General features: G+C 64.8%; 16 protein-coding genes. 7 read left to right on the top strand and 9 right to left on the bottom strand.

What is annotated here, in order from left to right; all coding sequences use genetic code 11:
- Positions 1-59: 59 nt before the first annotated feature.
- From ssuD to EDF71_RS03340, 3 genes are all read left to right on the top strand, one after another.
- Positions 60-1211, top strand: a complete 1152-nt coding sequence (gene ssuD, locus EDF71_RS03350; protein ID WP_133855211.1) for an FMNH2-dependent alkanesulfonate monooxygenase — start codon at positions 60-62, stop codon at positions 1209-1211.
- Positions 1208-2059, top strand: a complete 852-nt coding sequence (locus EDF71_RS03345; protein WP_208300987.1) for an amidohydrolase family protein — start codon at positions 1208-1210, stop codon at positions 2057-2059. The genes ssuD and EDF71_RS03345 overlap by 4 nt, the downstream gene beginning before the upstream one ends.
- 343 nt (positions 2060-2402) lie before the next feature.
- Positions 2403-5483, top strand: a complete 3081-nt coding sequence (locus EDF71_RS03340; RefSeq protein WP_166656438.1) for a DUF5979 domain-containing protein — start codon at positions 2403-2405, stop codon at positions 5481-5483.
- Positions 5484-5532: 49 nt separating this feature from the next.
- Here the strand turns inward: EDF71_RS03340 and EDF71_RS03335 are convergent, their stop codons facing one another.
- The gene (locus EDF71_RS03335) at positions 5533-6444 is read right to left on the bottom strand and encodes a LysR family transcriptional regulator (RefSeq protein ID WP_133855209.1); all 912 of its coding nucleotides are present in this window, start codon (positions 6442-6444) and stop codon (positions 5533-5535) included.
- 144 nt (positions 6445-6588) lie between these two features.
- On the opposite strand from EDF71_RS03335, the gene EDF71_RS03330 reads away from it, so the two are divergent.
- The gene (locus EDF71_RS03330) at positions 6589-7452 is read left to right on the top strand and encodes a pirin family protein (protein ID WP_133855208.1); all 864 of its coding nucleotides are present in this window, start codon (positions 6589-6591) and stop codon (positions 7450-7452) included.
- Positions 7453-7551: 99 nt separating this feature from the next.
- Here the strand turns inward: EDF71_RS03330 and EDF71_RS03325 are convergent, their stop codons facing one another.
- The 4 genes from EDF71_RS03325 to purE form a co-directional block, all read right to left on the bottom strand.
- Positions 7552-8544, bottom strand: a complete 993-nt coding sequence (locus EDF71_RS03325) for an SGNH/GDSL hydrolase family protein (RefSeq protein ID WP_133855207.1) — start codon at positions 8542-8544, stop codon at positions 7552-7554.
- 97 nt (positions 8545-8641) lie between these two features.
- Entirely contained in the window at positions 8642-9640 is a 999-nt protein-coding gene (locus tag EDF71_RS03320; RefSeq protein ID WP_133855206.1) for an L-threonylcarbamoyladenylate synthase, read from the bottom strand.
- Between the two features lie 11 nt (positions 9641-9651).
- On the bottom strand, positions 9652-10848 hold the full coding sequence (locus EDF71_RS03315; protein WP_133855205.1) for a 5-(carboxyamino)imidazole ribonucleotide synthase: 1197 nt from the start codon (positions 10846-10848) through the stop codon (positions 9652-9654).
- Positions 10845-11339, bottom strand: coding sequence for a 5-(carboxyamino)imidazole ribonucleotide mutase (gene purE / locus EDF71_RS03310; protein WP_021027607.1), 495 nt, complete (start codon positions 11337-11339; stop codon positions 10845-10847). The genes EDF71_RS03315 and purE overlap by 4 nt, the downstream gene beginning before the upstream one ends.
- Positions 11340-11451: 112 nt before the next feature.
- On the opposite strand from purE, the gene trxA reads away from it, so the two are divergent.
- Together trxA and EDF71_RS03300 are read left to right on the top strand one after the other, a co-directional pair.
- A complete protein-coding gene (trxA, locus tag EDF71_RS03305; protein ID WP_133855204.1) occupies positions 11452-12408 on the top strand; it encodes a thioredoxin in 957 nt (318 codons plus the stop codon).
- Between the two features lie 217 nt (positions 12409-12625).
- Positions 12626-13600 carry a DUF6882 domain-containing protein gene (locus tag EDF71_RS03300; RefSeq protein ID WP_133855203.1) on the top strand — a complete coding sequence of 325 codons (975 nt, stop codon included), beginning with the start codon at positions 12626-12628 and terminating at the stop codon, positions 13598-13600.
- Here the strand turns inward: EDF71_RS03300 and EDF71_RS03295 are convergent, their stop codons facing one another.
- From EDF71_RS03295 to purU, 3 genes are all read right to left on the bottom strand, one after another.
- On the bottom strand, positions 13601-14017 hold the full coding sequence (locus tag EDF71_RS03295) for a carboxypeptidase regulatory-like domain-containing protein (protein ID WP_243854152.1): 417 nt from the start codon (positions 14015-14017) through the stop codon (positions 13601-13603).
- Between the two features lie 111 nt (positions 14018-14128).
- Positions 14129-15634, bottom strand: a complete 1506-nt coding sequence (locus EDF71_RS03290) for an FAD-linked oxidase C-terminal domain-containing protein (RefSeq protein WP_133855201.1) — start codon at positions 15632-15634, stop codon at positions 14129-14131.
- 75 nt (positions 15635-15709) lie between these two features.
- Complete coding sequence (gene purU / locus EDF71_RS03285; RefSeq protein WP_133855200.1) at positions 15710-16555, bottom strand: formyltetrahydrofolate deformylase; 846 nt, start codon at positions 16553-16555, stop codon at positions 15710-15712.
- Positions 16556-17099: 544 nt separating this feature from the next.
- Here purU and EDF71_RS03280 point away from each other — a divergent pair.
- The gene (locus tag EDF71_RS03280; protein ID WP_133855199.1) at positions 17100-19577 is read left to right on the top strand and encodes an adenosylcobalamin-dependent ribonucleoside-diphosphate reductase; all 2478 of its coding nucleotides are present in this window, start codon (positions 17100-17102) and stop codon (positions 19575-19577) included.
- 94 nt (positions 19578-19671) lie between these two features.
- On the opposite strand, the gene EDF71_RS03275 is transcribed toward EDF71_RS03280, so the two are convergent.
- Positions 19672-20877, bottom strand: a complete 1206-nt coding sequence (locus tag EDF71_RS03275) for an MFS transporter (RefSeq protein ID WP_133855198.1) — start codon at positions 20875-20877, stop codon at positions 19672-19674.
- Positions 20878-20911 lie beyond the last annotated feature (34 nt).

The following is a 20911-nucleotide window of genomic DNA, read 5'->3' as shown; positions in this document are numbered from 1 at the left end:
GCATGCCCTGCGGCGTCTGCTGCACGCCCCTTGCCTTGCAGCCTCCCTGACCCTTTGCCATGGCCTCTACCTCATCCCCACCGGAGCTGTTCTGGTTCCTGCCCACGTCCGGCGACACCCGTTACCTGGGTGCCTCGGACTTTGGCCGCCAGCCCACGCCCGAGTACCTGCGCAGCATTGCCACCACCAGCGAGAACCTGGGCTATGACGGGCTGCTGATCCCGACCGGCAGCTCCTGCCTGGACCCCTGGGTGGTGGCATCCAGCCTGGTGGCGGTCACCCAGCGCATCAAGCTGCTGGTGGCGCTGCGCACCTCGCTGGGCATGCCGGTGCCCAGCGCGCGCCAGGCCGCTACCTTGGACCAGGCGCTGGCCGGGCGCCTGCTGCTCAATGTGGTGCCCGGGGGCGATGCCACCGAGCTGGAGGCCGATGGCGTGTTTCTGGCCCACGACGAGCGCTATGCCTATGCCGATGAGTTTCTGAGCATCTGGCGGCGCCTGCTGGCCGGCGAGACGGTGGACCACGAGGGCAAGTACTTCAAGGTCAAGCAGGGCAAGAACTTTTTCGAGCCGCTGCAAAAGCCCTATCCGCCTTTGTACTTTGGCGGCTCCTCCGACGCGGCCCATGACCTGGCGGCCAAGCATGTCGATGCCTACCTGACCTGGGGCGAGCCGCCGCAGGCCGTGGCGCGCAAGTTTGCCGATATTCGGGCGCGTGCCGCCGCTGCCGGCCGCCAGCTGCGCCTGGGCGTGCGCCTGCATGTGATCGTGCGCGAGACCAATGAGGAGGCCTGGGCCGATGCCGATCGCCTCATCAGCAAGCTGACCGACGACGACATTGCCAAGGCGCAGCAGAACTATGCGCGCATGGACTCGGTCGGCCAGGCGCGCATGGCGGCCTTGCATGGCGGCAACCGCCAGAAGCTGGAGGTGGCACCCAACCTCTGGGCCGGTGTGGGCCTGGTGCGCGGCGGTGCCGGTACTGCGCTGGTGGGCGATGCGGCCACCGTGGCGGAGCGCCTGCGCGAGTACATGGAGATCGGCGCCGATACCTTTGTGCTGTCGGGCTATCCGCACCTGGAGGAGTCGATCCGCTTTGCCGAATTGGTGTTTCCGCTGCTGGGCAAGAAGAGCGTGACCACCGCGCGCTCGCAGACCGGCGGCGCGTTTGATGTTCGTGGTGTTCAACAATGGAAGGAGTCGGCTTCATGAGCCTGCCCGTGATCGATATGCGCTGCCGGCCAGCGTTCTTGCACAACTTTTTTGGCGCAACGCCCGGCTCGCCCGAGCATGACACCGCCCGCTGGCTGAACCGGCGCGTGGGCACGCGCGGCAGCGACACGCATTTTGAGAAATCGCTGACCCAGGACGGCTTTTTGCAGGCGGTGCGCGATGCCGGCCTGAGCCAGGCCGTGGTCGTGGGGCGGCACACGCCTTCGCAGCACCTGCCCAACGACACCATCCACCAGATCGTGCATGGCCACCGCGAGTTGCTGGGCATTGCCGGGGTCGACCCGGTGCTGCAGGGCGAGCAGGCGGCGCTGGACGAGATCGAGCGCGCCATCAAGGTGCTGGGCCTGCGTGGCATCGACCTGGAGCCCGGCTTTGGCGACCCGGCGCGCCATCCCGATGACCCTGTCTACTGGCCGATCTATGAGCGTGCGCAGGCCCTGGGCGTGCCGCTGTTCCTGATGAGCGGCCCGACCACGCCGGACCCGAGCTTCAACGACCCGGCGCGCCTGGCCAAGGTGGCGCAGGCCTTTCCCGATCTGCCGCTGGTCGTCTACCACGGCTACTGGCCGCGCGTGCAGGAGGCCATTGGCCTGGCCTTCCGCTATGCCAATGTCTACCTGGTGCCGGACATGTATGTGTTCCAGCCCGGCAGCCAGGCCTATGTGCAGGCCGCCAACCAGTTCCTGGGCGACCAGCTGCTGTTTGGCTCGTCCTACCCCTTCCGCCCCATCCGCCAGAGCATTGACGACTTTCTGGCGCTGGGCTTTGACGAGGCCGTGCTGCCCAAGCTGCTGCATGACAATGCGGCGCGCATTTTGAAGCTTTAACAGTCCTGCAGACAGCCGCAGCCGGCCTGCTGTCTTCCACCCCCAAGGGGTCCTCGTGCAGGAGCCTTTTTGCGCGGGTCGTTCTGGTTTACCCAGGGTCAATTGTCAATAGATTGTTAATGAATCTACAACAAATGTTTCTTAATGTTTTGTTAACTTAGGCATCGATACATTTTTTAACGTCGTACCGATAATGGCGTCTTTGGTTTTGCGCTGAAAAATCTGTTCTTTGTGGGGTGACCCAACGCGCTATGCGAGGTCGTCCTGCAAAGAAATTTTTTTGCCCAAACCAATCGATTTTGTCTATTGCTGATAGTTTTTATATTGGTAGATGGGAAAAACAATGACGTATAAAAAATGGTGGATGCGCGCACTTGTCGGCAGCACCCAGGCCAAGGCAGCCGTGCTGCTGATGGCTGCCTCGCCGCTGTATGCGCTTGCGCAGTCGGCGGATGTCCAGATCACCAAATCTGGTCCTTCCTCGGCCCTGGGTGGTACGCCGGTGGTCTATGTGCTGGAGATGGACAACAACGGCCCCAATGGGGCCGATGGTGCCCAGTTTCAGGATGTGCTGCCTGCGGGATTGACGAATGTGACGGCGCTGTGTGCCTCGGCATCGGGGGGCGCGACCTGTCCTGCGGATCTGTCGGTGGCCAATGGCGTGGTGTCTGGCAGCTTGGGCAGCTTTCCCAACCAGGGCAAGGTGCGGGTGGAGATTCAGGCACGCTTTGGCGTGACGGGGCCCAGCACCTTGACCAATACCGCCACCATCGCCCCGCCTGCCGGAGTGACCGACCCGGTGCCGGGATCCAACAGCAGCTCCATCAGCACGGCCATGCGCTATGAGGTGAACCTAGCGGTGACCAAGACGCAAAGCAGCGACAACTACCAGAACGGTGTGCCGCTGACCTACACCATCACCTTGCGCAACAACGGCGTGGGCTCGGCCGATGGCGTGACGCTCTACGACCGGCTGAGCAACAGCTTTATCAGCCATATTGGGGCTAACCTGGTGTTCAACCAATGCACGGCCAGCGGCGGCGCCCAGTGCCCGGACAACGCCAGCTTTCCCAACCGCAGCGGTAGCAACGACTACAGCCCGGTGTTCAACGCCACCGTGCCGGTGCTGCCACCCGGCGGCGCCGTGGTCGTCACCTACACGATGACACCGTATCTGGTGCCCAATGCCGCCTGTGGCCGCCCAGCGGGACAATTGTTCAACCAGGCGTCGATCCAGCTGCTCGACGGCATGGTGGACACCACGCCGGCCGACAACGAGCAGACGGCCATCCTGCAGGTGCCGGGTACGCCCGACTGCCTGCAGACCGACCTGCAGGTGAGCAAAAGCCAGGATCCTCCGGTGCCGACCATAGGCGATGTGGTCACCTACACGATGGTCCTGACCAATGCGGGTCCGAACGACGCTGATGGTGCCAATATGGCCGATGTCATCCGCACCCATGGCGGTTCGGCCAGCTATTTCAACATTGCTGCGCAGTACGTCAGTTGCTTGCCGGAAGGGGGGGCCGTCTGTCCTGCCGGCTCGACATTCTTGAAACCGACCGGCAATGCATCGTCTGCCATGTTGTTCAACACCCCGGTGCCGAAGTTGCCAGTCAATGGCCGGCTGACCATCATTTACGAAGTGCGAACCAGCTTCAATGACACCGTCCCTTGCGGCCGTACCTTGGGTGGTTTGAATAACGAGTTCTCCGCGTCCACGCCGGATAACCTGAGCGATTCCAATACCAGCAACAACATGGCATGGGTGGGGATCACGGTGCCTGCTACACCTGACTGCCCCCGTACCGACCTGGTGGTGACCAAGACCCAGAATTCGGATGTGTACCAGCCTGGTGTACCCGTGACCTACACGATGACGGTGACCAACCAAGGCCCGGCAGCACTCAGCAGCGCCTACATCGCTGACCGCCTCATCAAGTTTGAGTTGGCCAACAGCCTGGATGTACAGTCGTCTGCGATCAGCTGCACGGCAGCCGGTGGTGCAGAGTGTCCCGCCTCTGCAGCGTTTCCAGCGCCTTATTCGGGCAGCCTCAATAGCTATGTCGGCCCTTTCCAGGCGGAGGTGCCACAGCTGCCCGTGGGTGGTTCGCTGACCATCAGCTACAGCCTGACCTACAGCTTCTCGCGAGGCAGCTGCGACTGGCCCTCGGGCTCCCTGGTCAACGAGTTCTCGGCGAACCCTGGCGATGGCGTGGGCGAAATCACCCCGTCGGACAACGTCGCGACAACGACCATGCAACGCTTCAGCTGCTCGAATGTGTCGGTCAACAAGGCGGTCAACCCGGTGACGGCCACCAGTGGCGCGGCGGTCACTTACACGGTGGACATGCACAATGCCGGCCCTGCGGACACCAGCAATGTGCTGTTCTCGGACCCGCTGCCGGCAGGCGTGGTGTTCAGCAATGCCAGCTGCAGCGTGCTGGTGGCGCCTGCGCAGTGCGGCGCCACGGTGGACTACGACCCGGCCACCCGCACCGTGAGCAGCACGGTGACATCGCTGGGCAATGGCGGCGCGGTGCAGTTTGTCATCCACACCACGGCGGGCGCGCAGCCTGGCACCTACACCAATACGGCCTATGCCGCTGTGCCAGCCGGCGTGATTGATCCGATCCTGGCGTCCAACCAGAGCTATGTGAACCTGCAGATTTTTGCGCCGACCACCACCAAGACGGTGACCAAGGAGATCGCCGGCCTGCCCGCCGGTCTGCCCCAGGCGATGAGCTTCAGCGGCAGCCTGAGCTGCGGCACGCAGCCTGTACAGACCTGGACGGCGACCGTGGCCGCCGGCGCTACCAGCGGCAGCAGTGCGGCGCTGACGGTGTTCCAGGGTGATAGCTGCACGGCTACCGAGGACACGCCACCGGCAGCGCCGGCCGGCTATGGCTGGAGCGGTGCGCCAGAGATTGCAGAACAGGCGCAGGGCTTTACGGTGACCAACCGCCTGCAGCGCCTCAGCGGTGGTGTGCAGCTGACCAAGCGCTTCAGCGGCCCAGCAGCAGCGGTTGCCGCCGTCAATGGCAGCTTCGACTTCAGCCTGGATTGCGGCCCGGACGGCGTGCATACCGCCAGCCTGACGGTGGCCAATGGGCAGGAGGCCAGCGTCCACGTGGCCGATCTGCCTGCGAATGCCAGCTGCACGGTGACGGAAACGGGCAAGGCCGCCGCCCCTGCGGCCTACCAGTGGGCTGCGCCGGTGTACAGCGCCAATCCCGTGGTGGTGCCTGCAGACAGCGATGTGGCAGTCAGCGTGCGCAACCCGCTGACCCAGGATGGCAGTGTGGTTGACCCGATTGGCCCGGCCAAACCCCATGCCGTGCCGGCGGGCAGCCCCTGGGCCTACCTGCTGTTGACTGGCCTGATCGCCGCCCTGGCCATGGCGCGCAGAAAGCGCATGCTGTAAGCGCGCAGCGCCTCAGCGCTGGCACCATGCCAACCCGTGCCCGGCCGCATCAGCAGCCGGGCACTTTGGCAAATGCGGCCGCCAGATGGTCGATCAGCGCCCGCACCGCCGGCAGCATGCCCCGGCGGGAGGCGAAGACCGCATGCACCGCCTCCTTGCGCGGCCCCCATTCGGGCAGCACCTTAACGAGGGTGCCTTTCTCCAGCTGCTCGTGCACCATGATCATTGGCAACTGCACGACACCGAGGCCGGCCATGGCCGCGCTGCGCAGCGCCACCATGTCGGTGGTGATCAGGCGCGGCGCATGGGCCACCTGGACGCTGGGCTGGCTGTCGTGTTCGAGCTTCCATACAAACTGCTGCTCGGGCGAGCCCAGCCAAAGGCTGGGCCACTGCGACAGATCGGCGGGGCTGCGCACAATGCCCTGGCGTGCGGTCAGGATGGGGCTGGCCACCAGGTGCTGGGCATGGACCGAGAGCATGCGCACCGACAGGTCGCTGTCTTCCAGCGGCATGGTGCGTACGCGGATGGCCAGGTCAAAGCCTTCGCCAATCACATCGACGGGGCGGTTGGTGGCCTCCAGCTGGATCGTTACTTCGGGGTACATGACCATGAAGTCGGTCAGCATGCGTTCGACCAGCTCATGCAGCAAGGTGATGGGGCAGCTCAGGCGCACAACGCCCCGGGGCTGTGATTGCACGGCGTCGATGCTCAGCTGCGCGGCCTCGGCCTCGACCAGCATGGCCTTGCAGTGCTGGTAGTAGGTCTGGCCCAGCTCGGTCACGGCAAACTTGCGCGTGGAGCGCAGCAGCAGGCGCACGCCCAGGCGCTCTTCCAGCAGCGCGATGCGGCGGCTGAGCTTGGACTTGGGCATGCCCAGCGCGCGCCCGGCAGGCGCAAAGCCGCCGTGGTCGACGACTTGGACGAAATAGAACAGGTCGTTGAGGTCAAATTGCTGCATGGGGCGCTCAGCTGGATGGTCTTTATCGTTCAAGAAATAGAACTATCAAGGCGAATTATGCCGTCTACCGCTTCCAGTGTTTCAACCCCACAATAACGGTACAGCCTTCCGACACCTAGCTTGGAGGCCAGACAGGAATCCCCGATGAAAAACGTACTGCATGTCCAAGACGCACCCCGCCAGCACTGGGTTGGCGACGGCTTTCCTGTGCGTTCACTGTTTTCCTACCAAAGCCACGGCAAGGTGTTGAGCCCCTTTTTGCTGCTCGATTTTGCCGGCCCCGCTGAATTTGCACCTGCCAGCGCACCGCGTGGCGTGGGCCAGCACCCGCACCGGGGCTTTGAGACCGTGACCATCGTCTATGACGGCGAGGTGGCGCACCGGGACTCTACCGGCCAGGGCGGCGAGATCGGCCCCGGCGATGTGCAGTGGATGACGGCCGGCGCCGGCATTCTGCACGAGGAGTTCCATTCGCCTGCATTTACCGCCAAGGGTGGCAAGCTGCGCATGCTGCAGCTCTGGGTCAACCTGCCTGCCAAGGACAAGGGCGCAGCCGCTGGCTACCAGGCCATCGTGCAATCGCAGATCCCTGCGGTGGCCTTGCCCGGTGGCGGCCAAGTGCGCGTGATTGCCGGCGATTACCAAGGCCAGCAAGGCCCCGCCAAGACCTTTACGCCGATGCATGTCTGGGATCTGCGCCTGGTGGCCGGTGAAAAGCTGGAGCTGGAGCTGCCCGAGGGCTGGAGCACCGCGCTGGCCATCGTGCAAGGCACCGTGCTGGTCAACGGCAACGATGTAGCGCGCGAGGCGCAGCTGGTGGTGATGGCCCAGGAAGGCCGCAAGCTGAGCCTGGAGGCCAATGGCGATGTCGCCTTGCTGCTGATGAGCGGCGAGCCCATCGACGAGCCTATCGTTGGCTACGGTCCCTTTGTGATGAACAGCCAGCAGGAGATCGTGCAGGCGGTCAATGACTTCAACAGCGGCAAGTTTGGCAGCATGCAGGCTTGACCGGCGGGTCTGATCTGCCTCGGTCGCGTTGAAGCGGCCATAAAAAATGGACACCTCGGTGTCCATTTTTGCTGGGTAGTTCGCTAAAAACGCGAGGGCTTACCAATTCGCTTTCATGCGGTCGTATACCCAGTCGCCAAAGCGGCGGTGCGCTTGGGGCGTGTAGTTCACCAGGTCGGAGAAGAGGTACTGGTCGATCTTGGAGGCATCCACCAAGGTGTCGCCGGTGCACAGCGAGGAGTTGATCTGGTTGAGACCAATGTTCAGGCCATTGGTGGCATCTGCAGTGGTGCAGGCCGGATCGGTGTAGTTGGTGAAGCTGTAGCTGCCGGGGTTGCCGGTCATCGAGTTGAAGTAGTACTGCACGTCAGCGTACAGCACCTGGGTGCCCGACAGACCATACAAGGCGTTCAGCAGGCCATTGTTGAAGGCGGTGGTGGCAGCTTCCAGCGTGTTGGAGGGCTTGGGATCGGCGCTGGGTTGCGCGTTGTCCAGCGTGGTGGCCCACAGGGTACGGCCCAGGTTGGGCGTGCCCACGGTCAGCACGCGGGGAGCACCCGCGGTGTTGAGGCGGCGCACCTGCGCAGCCATTTGCTGGCCGGCGGTGGTCATGTCGGCCAGGTACTGGTCGCGGGTCTTGGTGCCGGCGGCGTATTCGTTGTAGCCGGCAATCACGTCGCTCATGCCGCCGCTCATCAGCACAAACTGCTTGCTGGAGAAGGTCGGGTTGGCAGCGAGGTAGCTGTCGATCTGGGAGGTGATGGAGGGGGCATTGGTCACGCCGGTCGCATCGGCCTGGGACACGCGGGCATTGCCGTAGGCATAGGCGGTACCGCCTTCCTTGGCCGCCGTGATCGTCAGGTCATAGCGGTAGGCGATTTCACGCGTCCAGTTGTTGTAGCTGCCGTTGCTGACCGAGTAGGGACGGCCATTGGGGTTTTGGCCCAGGTCGGACATTGCATCACCAAAGGTGATGATGCTGTCGGGGCGAATCGAGTCCGCGGTTGAGCTCGATCCGCAGGCCGCCAGCATGGCCACCGAGGCACCAGCCACGGCAGTCAACACGGTACGGCGCATCCAATTTGCTGCCATGTGAGTTCTCCAGTAAGTAGAGCGTAGTGTAGCGAGGCTGATCCAGGCCACCAAGGTGATGAGGTAAAGAGAGGTAAAACGCCAGGGGCTAAGCGAATCAGCCCGCCGCCGCAGCGCGCTGCAGACGGTCGCTGACGCCTTCCCAGTCGGCCGAGTCCGGTGGCGTCTCGATCCAGATGAGCTTGGCGCCCCAGTCGTCCAGGTCGCGCAGCAGGCCAAACAGCTCGCGGGCCGCAGCCAGCGGGGCATCGGGCATGGGCTGCAGGCGCAGATGCCGGCTGGCACTGCGCAGCGGGCTGCGGTGGTAGATGGCGATATGCCGCGCGTCGCCACCCAGCACATCGAGCGCCGATTGCAGCTGCTTGGCATTCATCAGCCGGACCTTGGCGCTGGGCGCGTAGTGCGCGAGCAGGGTGCCCGAGGCGCGCGGGGTATCGGCCGTCAGCTCCTGCATCGACAAGGGGCGGGTGCCGCAGGCCCGTTCGATGTCGTCGCGCGTGATGGCGCCGGGGCGCAGCAGCACGGGCACGCCGCGCGTGCAATCGACGATGGTCGACTCGATGCCGATGTCACAGGCGCCGCCATCGAGCACCAGCAGGTCATCACCGAGCTCCGCCGCCACATGGGCGGCCGTGGTGGGGCTGACGCGGCCAAAGCGGTTGGCGCTGGGCGCCGAGACGCCCCAGACCGGTGGCTGGAGCTGCTGGCAGGCCCGCAGCACGGCTTGTGCCACCGGGTGCGAGGGGCAGCGCAGGCCCACGCTGTCCTGCCCCGCCGTCGAGGCCACGGCCGCACCGGGCAGGCGCGGCAGGATCAGGGTGAGGGGGCCGGGCCAGAACGCATCGATGAGCTGCTGGGCAAACACCGGCACGGCCTTGGCATAGCGCTGCACACCAGCGGCATCGGCCACATGCACGATCAGCGGGTGATCGGCAGGGCGGCCCTTTGCGCTGAAGATCTGCGCCACGGCGGCATCGTTGTCGCTGTCGGCGGCCAGGCCGTAGACCGTCTCGGTCGGCAGGCCAACGAGTTGCCCCGCCTGCAGCGCCAGGGCCGCAGCGCGCACCGAGGCATCGAGCTTTCCATCCAGAATCACGTGTTGTCCTCTTAGAACGCGGCAATGCCCAGGATGGCAGCGGCCTTCAGGGCCGTCTCGCGCACCTGCTCGGGCGTGGCGGCCGTGATGTTCAGGTGGCCCATCTTGCGGCCGCGCTTGGCATCGACCTTGCCGTACAGGTGCAGGTGGCAGCCGGGCAGGGCCAGCACCTGGTCCCAGGCCGGGGTCTGCGCGCTTGCGCTGTCCTTGAACCACAGGTCGCCCAGCAGGTTCAGCATGATGGCGGCGCTGTGCTGGCGCGGTTGCACCAGCGGCAGGTTGGCCATGCAGCGCACCTGCAGCTCGAACTGCGACACATCCAGCGCGTTCTGGCTGTAGTGGCCGCTGTTGTGTGGGCGCGGGGCGATCTCGTTGACGACCAGCTGGCCGCTTTCGAGCACAAAGAATTCCACGCAGAGCACGCCGACATAGTCCAGGCCCTGGGCCACCGACTGGGCAGCGGCAATGGCCTGCTCGGCCTGCGCGGCGGGCAGGTTGCCGGCATAGACCTCGGTCACGGCCAGAATGCCTTCGCGGTGCAGGTTGCGCTGTACCGGCAGGTGCACGATATCGCCGTTGCGGCTGCGCGCGACGATGACCGAGCACTCATGCGCCAGCGGTAGCATCTTTTCGAGCACGCAGGCCACTTGCTTGAGTTCGTTCCAGGCTGCGACCAGCTCTTCGCGGGTCTTGACGCGGATCTGGCCCTTGCCGTCATAGCCCATGCGCGCGGTTTTCAGGATGCCGGGCAGCAGCGCGTCGTTGACGGCGGCCAGTTGCTCGGCTGTCTCGACGACGGCGTAGGGCGCGCAGGGCACGCCGCATTTCACGAAATGGGCTTTTTCTGCAGCGCGGTCCTGGGCGATGGCCACGGACGCACCTGCGGGCGAGACCGGCAGGCTCTGGGCCAGCTGGTTCAGCGCGGCGGCGGGCACATTCTCGAACTCGGTGGTCACCGCAGCACACAGGCGCGCCAGCTCGGCCAGGCCTTGCGGGTCTTCATAGCCGCTGCGCACATGGTGGTGGCTGACCAGACCAGCCGGGCTGGTGGCATCGGCATCCAGCACGGCGGTGAAATAACCCATCGACTGGGCGGCATGGGCAAACATGCGGCCCAGTTGGCCGCCGCCCAGCACGCCCAAGGTGGCGCCGGGCAAGATCACTTGGGTCTGGTGGTGCGCCTGGGCGCTGGGGCTGCTGGTGCTCATTCGTTCACCGGCAGGGTCATGTTGCGGGCCGCCTCGGTCTGCTCGGCGCGGAAGGCATCGAGCTTGGCGCGCAGCGCAGGGTCTTCGTTGGCCAGCATGGCCACGGCAAACAGCGCTGCATTGGCAGCGCCGGCCTGGCCGATGGCAAAGGTGGCCACCGGCACGCCCTTGGGCATCTGCACGATGGAGTGCAGCGAATCAACGCCTTGCAGGTGGCGGCTGGCCACCGGCACGCCCAGGACGGGCACCGGGGTTTTAGCGGCTATCATCCCTGGCAGGTGGGCTGCGCCCCCAGCGCCGGCGATGATGGCTTTGAGGCCCCGTTCTACGGCGCTCTCGGCAAAGCGGAACATGTCGTCGGGCATCCGGTGGGCCGAGACCACCTGGGCCTCAAAGGCAATACCGAATTGCTGGAGAATGGCAACTGCGTGCTGCATGGTCTCCCAGTCGCTGCTGGAGCCCATGACCACGCCAACTTGGATGGGTGTCATAGTGTGGGTTGGCGGGTGTCTAAGGGCAAGAATGCCGGCCCCGCGCCAGGATGGAACCCGCCATTTTACTTTTTGCAGTGAAGCTGCCTGATCAACACGGATTTTTAGCGACATGATCGACGTCACCATTGAGAATTTTGAAGCCGAAGTCATCCAGGCCTCCATGCAGGTGCCGGTCCTGGTGGACTTCTGGGCACCTTGGTGCGGCCCCTGCAAAACCCTGGGTCCCATGCTGGATAAGTTGGAAGTCGACTACGGCGGCCGCTTCAAGCTGGCCAAGATCGATTCCGACCAGGAGCAGCAGCTGGCGGGCATGTTCGGCATCCGCTCGATCCCGACTTGCGTGCTGATGATTGGCGGCAAGCCGGTGGACGGCTTCATGGGCGCCCAGCCGGAGGGCAAGCTGCGCGAGTTCCTGGACAAGCACCTCCCATCCGAGGCCGCGATGGCCGCCGAAGCCGGTGCCGACGAAGCCCAGCAGCTGCTGGACAGCGGCGATGTGCAGGCTGCGCTGCAGATGCTGCATGAGTCGCTGGCGGCCGACCCCAGCAATGACGATGCCCGTTTTGACTACGCCCGCCTGCTGATCCAGACCGGTGCCGTGACCGAGGCCGAGGCCCAGATCGAGGAGCCGCTCAAGCGTATCCAGCAGCCGCTGCGCTTTGTGGCGCTCAAGGCCTGGGCCCAGGCGATCCGCTTTGTGCACGAGGACGACCGGGGCGATTGGCCGCTGGAGCAGTTCGACGCGGCCATTGCCGCCAACAAGCGCGATTTCGACACCCGCTTTGCCAAGGCGCAGGCGCTGATGGCCGAAGGCCAGTGGACGGCCAGCATGGACGAGCTGCTGGAGATCATCATGCGCGACAAAACCTGGAACGACCAGGCTGCGCGCAAGCTGTTTGTCGCCATTCTGGAGCTGCTGACTCCCCCCAAGCCCAAGGCCAACGATGCCGTGCCCGGCACCACCGCTGGCGGCATTGCGCTGACCGGCAAAGCCAGCAAGCAGGAAGACGAAGTGGGCGCGCTCTTGAGCAGCTACCGCCGCCGCCTGAGCATGGCGCTGAACTGAGTTGCTGCGACATTAGCGCCGCGCTTCCTGTACAGTCAGACCCTACACCCCGTTGCAACTGCAAAACAGGGGTATCGTGGTTTGCACCTATACTGATAGCAGCAAAGCGGCAATGGGTGCGCGCAGGTGCCCATTTTGAGCGTCAATAGGCCCTGAATTACGGTCTTTGACGCTTGGGGCGCATGGGGCGTGCCGCTACCGCAGGAGAATCAACACCATGGGATTGTGGCAAAAACTGTTTGGCTGGCTGAACCCCTCCGCGCCAACGGCTGCCCCCGCTGAAACCCTGAACCCGCACCCCGCTGCGGCAGCAGGCGCCGTGCCGCAAGATCCTGCGCGCGGCTCGCGCGAACCGGCCTTTGACCCTTCTGCCGAACTGGCCGCACCGGTGGCCATCCCCAGCGCTGGCGATGTGCCGGTAGCCACTGCCGCCCAGCCCACCGCTGAGGCCGCACCCAGCCCCCAAGCCGATCTGTTCGAGGCCGCAGCCGCCCGCGAAGCCGAAGTTCCCCCCGCCATTGCCAATCCCGCGCTGCGCGAAGCGCTGTCTGCCTATGCCGGCATGGCCTGGGACCGCCAGCTTGACTTTGCCGAGAAGGTCGGCGATCGGGCCTGGTCGGCCGACACCGCCCAGGGCCTGATTGCCTTTGGCGATGACCTGCGCTTTCGCATGCAGGTGCTGGGCTCCTACTCCTTCCAATCGGGCACCTGGCTGTGGATCTGGGCGCATACCCAGGCCGAGGTGGCTCCCGCTTTTACCGAAGTCGCACGCCAGCTGCAAGGCTTTGGCGCTGCCAAGAACCTGGAGCTGTTCACCCAGCCACGCACCGCGCTGCGCCAGGAAGACCTGCATGTGATCGGCCTGATCGCTGCAGGCGCCGACAACAGCGCCGGCTACTACCTGGGCAACTATGGCGAAGGCATCTTGCTGGCGCTGATCGACCCCGACCATGGCCTGCCCAGCACGGCACCCAAGCCCGAGCGCGTGCCGACCGTCGTGTCACAGCTGATCAGCGATTTTGAGCTGGACCACCGCGTGCTGCTGCAGCACTACCTGCCGGCCAAGGGATTCAGCGTGCAGGAAACTGGCTCGCGCATCACCGGCCAGCTCGGCGTGAACCGCATCGTTGCCGACCTGGACAGCCAGGGCCGCATCAGCGCCGTCTCCGGCAGCCTGGGCCCGGCTGTCTGATCAGAAGCGGTAGTCCAGCGTCTTGCCGGGCGCACCGGCTGGCGCCACTTCCACACTCTGGTCAATGCTCTTGCCGCCCTCGGCACTGGCTTTGACGGTATAGCGCCCCGCTTCCAGACGCAGCAGGCAGACGGGCCCCTGGGCCTGGAACTGCGCCACTTCCTGCCCCTTGCCATCGGCCACCACCACGTGGATCTTCGCCAGGTAGTCGCCGGATTTGGTGGCAAACAGCAGGGACAACGGGTAGTCCTTCATCGCCGCGCGCATCGCGGTCGATTCATCAATACCAATGCCGCCGCAGACATATTGCAGATCGCCTGCTTTTTGCAGCGCCGGGTGCTGGGCATGGGCGGCGCTGGCAGACAGCAAGGCCGCGCAGAGCAGCGCGGCATGGAGGGTGGGGGTGCGGTTTTTCAAAGCAGTCCTTTGCAGTCATGGATCTGCTGTGACTGTGCGCCTGGCGGGCGCTGGCGCCTGTCAGCCAAGGGCGGACATGGCAGTACGCCAGCGGCGGCTTAAAACAGCGACTTAGAAGCGTGGCAAATCCGGATGCGACAGCTTGCCGGCGCGCACCAGCATCTTGCCGTACTCCGCACAGCGGTTCAGGGTCGGGATCACCTTGCCGGGGTTGAGGCTGCCCTGCGGGTCAAAGGCGGCTTTCAGGGCCAGCATCTGCGCGTTTTCCTCGGCCGAGAACTGCACGCACATGCTGTTGAGCTTTTCCACGCCCACGCCATGCTCGCCGGTCACCGTGCCGCCCATGGCGACACTGGTTTCCAGAATGTCGGCGCCAAACAGCTCGCAGCGGTGCAGCTGGTCGGGGTCATTGGCATCGAACAGGATCAGCGGGTGCAGGTTGCCGTCACCCGCATGGAAGACATTGGCACAGCGCAGCTGGTACTTTTTCTCCATCTGCTGGATGGCGAGCAGGATATCGGCCAGGCGCTTGCGCGGAATGGTCGAGTCCATGCACATATAGTCCGGGCTCATGCGGCCACTGGCGGGGAAGGCGTTCTTGCGGCCGCTCCAGAAGCGCAGGCGCTCTTCTTCGTCCTCGCTGATGCTGATGGCGGTGGCGCCAGCGGCGCGCAGCACCTGGCTCATATGGGCGATCTCTTCGGCCACCTCCTCGGGCGTGCCATCGCTCTCGCAGAGCAGGATGGCCTCGGCGCTCAGGTCATAGCCGGCATGCACAAAATCCTCGACGGCGGCCGTCATCGGCTTGTCCATCATCTCCAGCCCGGCCGGGATGATGCCGGCGGCAATCACCGCGGCTACCGCGTCACCCGCCTTGCGCACATCGTCAAAGCTGGCCATGATGCAGCGCGCCAGCTGCGGCTTGGGCACCAGCTTGACCGTTACCTCGGTGGCCACGGCCAGCATGCCTTCGCTGCCGATCACGGCGGCCAGCAGGTCATAGCCCGGCACATCCAGCGCCTGGCTGCCAAACTCGATGGGCTCGCCCTCGACGGTGAAGCCCTTGATCTGCAGCACGTTGTGCACCGTCAGCCCGTATTTGAGGCAGTGCACACCGCCGGAATTCTCGGCAATGTTTCCGCCAATGGTGCAGGCGATCTGGCTCGAGGGATCCGGCGCGTAATAGAGGCCATAGGGCGCCGCTGCATCGCTGATGGCGAGGTTGCGCACACCGCATTGCACCACCGCCGTGCAGGCAGCCGGGTCGATGTGCAGGATCTGGTTGAAGCGCGCCATGGACAGGGTCACGCCCAGCGCAATCGGCAGCGCGCTGCCGGACAGGCCGGTGCCCGCGCCGCGCGCCACCACCGGCACCTGCAGCGCATGGCAGGCCTGCAGCACCGCCTGCACCTGGGCATAGGTCTCGGGCAGCGCCACCACCAGCGGGCGCTGGCGGTAGGCCGTCAGGCCATCGCATTCATAAGGCGTGGTGTCCTCGTCGTGCCACAGCAGGCAGTCGTCGGGCAGCAGCTTGCGCAGGGCGGCCACGACTTCGCGCTGGCGTTCTGCGCGCTCGGTGGTGGCCGGTGGGGGCGTGGGGAGGTCAACCTGGCTCATGCCCACACTGTAGCAAGTTGCAGTGCCTTTCCAGGTCACCGGGGCAACCGCCTGCTGGCAGGCCCCGGGGCTGGATCAACGGAAGATGACGGTCTTGTGGCCGTTCATCAGCACGCGGTGCTCGCTGTGCCACTTCACCGCACGGGCCAGCACCTGGCTCTCGGTGTCCTGGCCACGGGCGGTCAGGTCTTCCACCGTGTCAGTGTGGTAGGCGCGGGCCACGTCCTGCTCGATGATCGGGCCTTCGTCGAGGTCGGCCGTCACATAGTGGGCGGTGGCGCCGATCAGCTTCACGCCGCGGTCATGGGCCTGGTAGTAGGGCTTGGCACCCTTGAAGCTTGGCAGAAAGCTGTGGTGGATGTTGATCGCACGGCCCGACAGCTTGCTGCACAGGTCGTTGGACAGCACTTGCATATAGCGCGCCAGCACGACCAGCTCGGCGCCTTCTGCCTGGATGATCTCGAACTGCTTGGCCTCGGCCTGGGCCTTGGTGGCCGCCGTCACCGGGATGTGGTGGAAGGGGATGTTGTAGCTGGCCGCCAGTTGGTAGAAGTCGCGGTGGTTGCTGACGATGGCGCGGATGTCGATCGGCAGCAGGCCTTCCTTCCAGCGGAACAGCAGGTCGTTGAGGCAGTGGCCCTGGCGGCTGACCATGATGACGGTCTTGATCTTTTCTTCGGCCGCATGCAGGCGCCAGTGCATCTCGAAAGGCTTGGCAAAAGCATCCAGATCCTCCCGCAGCTGGCTGGGGTCTCCTTCGCTGGCAAAGCGCACGCGCATGAAAAACAGGCCAGTGGCCGGATCGTTGAACTGGGCGGCTTCTTCAATATTGCTGCCGTGCTCCAGCAGGAATCCGGATACCGCGTGGACCAGCCCCCGGCGATCAGGGCACGAGAGAGTGAGGATGTAAGCGTTGGTCATAACCTGCCATTGTCGCAGTGTTGGCTAAGGGAGTTCCCCAGTCGGGGTTTGGTCTTTTTGCCGGGTAGAACGAAGCTGCGACTTTGTAAATAAACGTCAAGATTATAAATTTATTGTTCTGGCATCCAGCCGTCATGCGGGTCCATTGACGACCCGGAAAACCGCTGAAAATCAAAGACATCGACCAGAACCCGTGCTGCTTCGGATCCCGCCGTAAATAAGCGCTTCCTCGCTTCTCGAGCCGTGGCAGCGCAGCATTTCGGCGCTCGGGCCGAGCGGGTATGCAGCCACACCACAAGGGTGGTTTCGTGGTTTCCATGTTCGGCGAATGGGGGTAGATTGGTTGTTGGCCTCCAAACCCCCAAGTGCGTTTGGATCGGCCTATAGATTTCACCAAACTGCCGCCCTGACCCTGGGCATGCCCGAGCCACCATGCCCCGCTGCATGGCGCCGGGGTGCGGGTCGTCTGGCGCCAGTGCTGCCCCAGCGGCAGCCCATCGCCGCGATCTGCTTGCATACGACCGTTTTTTTGAGGATTTAACAGATGAAACGCGACAACATCACCCAGTCTCCCCAGGCCCTGGCTGCCCAGGCACCCCAGGCACCCCAGGCCATCAGCCTGGATGTGCTCAAGGAGAAGTACTTCAAGGGTGATGAGTCCAGCATCGAGGACCTGTACAGCCGCGTCGCACGCGCGCTGGCCTCGGTGGAAAAGCCCGAGCTGCAGGCCGAGTGGGAAGCCAGGTTCTACGCCAACCTGCATGCCGGCGCGATTGGCGCGGGCCGCATCATGTCGGCCGCAGGTACCGACATCCAGGCCACCTTGATCAACTGCTTTGTGCAGCCGGTGGGCGACTGCATCCAGGGCTTTGACGACGAAGGCTATCCCGGCATTTACGAGGCACTGCGCGAAGCCGCAGAGACCATGCGGCGCGGCGGTGGCGTGGGCTATGACTTCTCGCGCATCCGCCCCCGGGGTGCCGAGGTCAAGGGCACGGCCTCAATGGCCTCGGGCCCTTGCAGCTATATCAATGTGTTTGACCAGAGCTGCTCGACCGTGGAATCGGCCGGCGCACGCCGGGGCGCGCAAATGGGCGTGCTGCGCATCGACCACCCCGATGTGATGGAGTTCATCACCGCCAAGCGTACGCCAGGCCGCTGGAACAACTTCAATGTGTCGGTGGGCGTGCCCGATGCCTTCATGCAGGCGGTGGTGGACGATGCCGACTGGCAGCTGGTGCACAGCGGCAAGCCCAATGCCAAGCTGCGGGCCGAAGGTGCCGTGCTGCGCGACGATGGCAAATGGGTCTACAAGACGGTGCGTGCCAGCGCGATGTGGGACACGATCATGACCTCGACCTATGACTTTGCCGAGCCGGGCATTCTGTTCCTCGACCACATCAACGACGACAACAACCTGCGCTACTGCGAGCGCATTGCCGCCACCAACCCTTGTGGCGAGCAGCCGCTGCCGTCCTATGGCTGCTGCGATCTGGGCCCCATCATCCTGACCCGCTTTGTGCGCAACCCCTTTGGTTTTGGCGGCCTGCCGAGCTTTGATTTCGACAGCTTCGAGCAGGTGGTGGCCACCCAGGTGCGGGCGCTCGACAATGTGCTGGACGCCACCTTCTGGCCGCTGGAGCAGCAGCGCGAGGAATCGGCTGCCAAGCGCCGCATCGGCGTGGGCTTTACCGGCATGGGCAATACCTTGACCATGCTGACCCTGCGCTACTCCGACCAGGAAGGCCGCGACATGGCCAAGCGCATTGCCGAATGCATGCGCGATGCCTCCTACCGCGCCTCGGTCGGCCTGGCTCAAGAGAAGGGCGCTTTCCCCAAGTTCGATGCCAAGGGCTATCTGGCCAAGGGCACCTTTGCCAGCCGCCTGCCCCAGGACATCCAGGACGACATCCAAAAGCACGGCATCCGCAACAGCCACCTGCTGTCGATTGCGCCGACTGGCACCGTCTCGCTGGCCTTTGCCGACAATGCCTCCAACGGCATCGAGCCGGCTTTCTCCTGGACCTACACCCGCAACAAACGCGAGGCCGATGGCAGCAAGAGCCAGTACCAGGTCGAAGACCACAGCTGGCGCCTGTACCGTGAGCTGGGCGGCGATGTGGAGCAGCTGCCTGCCTACTTTGTCTCGGCGCTGGAGATGTCGGCCACCGAGCACCTGGCGATGATGGAAACCGTGCAGCCCTATGTGGACACCGCCATCTCCAAGACGGTGAACATCCCCGCCGACTACCCCTATGAGGATTTCAAGAACCTCTACCTGCAGGCCTGGCGCGGCAACCTGAAGGGCCTGGCCACCTACCGCCCCAACAGCATTCTGGGTGCGGTGCTGGAGACCACGCCCGCCGCCAAGCCCGAGGCAGCAGCCGCCGCTGACAAGGCCCCCGCTGCTGCCGTGGTGGACCCGATGAAGCTGGTGATCGAGCGCCGCCCCGAGGGCGAGCTCAGCGCCGTGGCCGACAAGGTCGAGTACTGGACGCAGGAAGGCCAGCAGCGCCTCTACATCATCGTCTCCTTCCTGCCGGTGCCCAGCGCCGATGGCAAGAGCATGGTGGACCGCGCGGTGGAGTTCTTCATGCCCGTGGGCCAGAGCGGCGAGTCGCAGCAGTGGATCACCTCCAGCATGCGCCTGCTGTCGCTGGCTGCGCGCGGTGGTTTCCTGGAGCGTGCGCTGGCCGACATGCGCAAGGTCGCCTGGGACCGGGGCCCCGTGCGCTTGGGCACCTACCAGCGCGCTGACGGTACCCATGTGCCGATGTGGCATGACTCGGAAGTGGCTGCCATCGCCTACGCGGTGCAGCAGATCCTGGAGCGCCGCCGCCAGCAGAACCTGCCCGGCATCAGCAGCTCCACCCTGACCCCGGCCGTGCCCGCGCCCGTGGTGAGCCAGGCCCTGCAGACCATGGCCGGCAAAAAGTGCAACGAGTGCGGCGCCCATGCGGTGATCCGCAAGGATGGCTGCGAGTACTGCACCTCCTGCGGTGCCGTGGGTGCCTGCGGCTAAGCCTGCGCTGGTGCTGAACCTGGCACCTTGTCCCTAAGAAAAACGCCCGTGTCGCAAGACCGGGCGTTGGTGTTTTCAGGGGTTCAAACGGGCATCAGCGCTTGGGCACCTTGGGCAGCAGGATGGCCACCATGCCCAGCAGCGGCAGGTAGGCCGCCATGGCATAGACATGCTCGATACCGCTGCGGTCGGCGATCATGCCCAGCACGGCAGCGCCCAAACCACCCATGCCAAAGGCCAGGCCAAAGAACAGGCCCGAGACCATGCCGATCTTGCCGGGAATCAGTTCCTGCGCGTAGACCAGGATGGCCGAGAACGCGGAAGACAGCACCAGGCCGATGATGATGGTGAGCACCACCGTCCAGCCCAGGTTGGCATGGGGGAGGATCAGCGCGAACGGCGCCACGCCCAGGATCGAGGCCCAGATGACGGGCTTGCGGCCAATGCGGTCGCCAATCGGGCCGCCCACCACCGTGCCCACGGCCGAGGCCAGCAGGAAGACAAACAGCAGCAGCTGCGCGTTTTGCACGCCCACGCCAAAGTGCTCCATCAGGTAGAAGGTGTAGTAGCTCGACAGGCTGGCGATGTAGAAGTACTTGGAGAAGATCAGCACCAGCAGCACGGCCACGGCACCCAGCACCTGCGAGCGCGGCAGGCCATTGGCCACCGGGGCGCCTGCGCCCTTGGCCGCGCGGTGCTGCAGCGCATACCAGCGGCTCACCCAGGTCAGCAGCGCAATGCCGCCCAGCGCAGCCAGCCCAAACCAGGCAATGCTCTGCTGGCCAAAGGGCACGATCACTGCCGCCGCCAGCAGCGGGCCCAGCGCTGTGCCGGTGTTGCCACCCACCTGGAACAGCGACTGCGCCATGCCATGCTTGCCGCCCGAGGCCATGCGGGCCACGCGCGAGGATTCGGGGTGGAAGATCGACGAGCCCGTTCCCACCAAGGCCGCGGCCACCAGCACCGTGCTGTAGTTGGGCGCAAAGGCCAGCAGCAGCAGGCCGCCCAGGGTAAAGCACATGCCCAGCGGCAGCGAATAGGGCGTGCTGCGCTTGTCGGTGTAGAGGCCTACCAGCGGCTGCAGCAGTGAGGCGGTGACCTGGTAGACCAGGGTGATGAAGCCGATCTGGCTGAAGCTGAGCTGGAAGTTGCCCTGCAGGATGGGGTAGAGCGCCAGGATCAGCGACTGCATCATGTCGTTGACCATGTGGGCGGTACTGATGGCGCCCAGCACGCCAAAGGCGGTGCGGGGCGGGGCAGCAGAGCGCTGCGCGGGATGGGCGGCGAGGGTGGAGTTCATGGCGGCATGGCCTGTGCGGTTCAACAGAAAGCAG

It is taken from the genome of Comamonas sp. JUb58 (assembly GCF_004364775.1).
Classification (GTDB): Bacteria; Pseudomonadota; Gammaproteobacteria; order Burkholderiales; family Burkholderiaceae_C; genus Comamonas.
The sequence above is the reverse complement of the archived record's forward strand: the minus strand, read 5'-3'. Positions and strand labels throughout refer to the sequence as shown.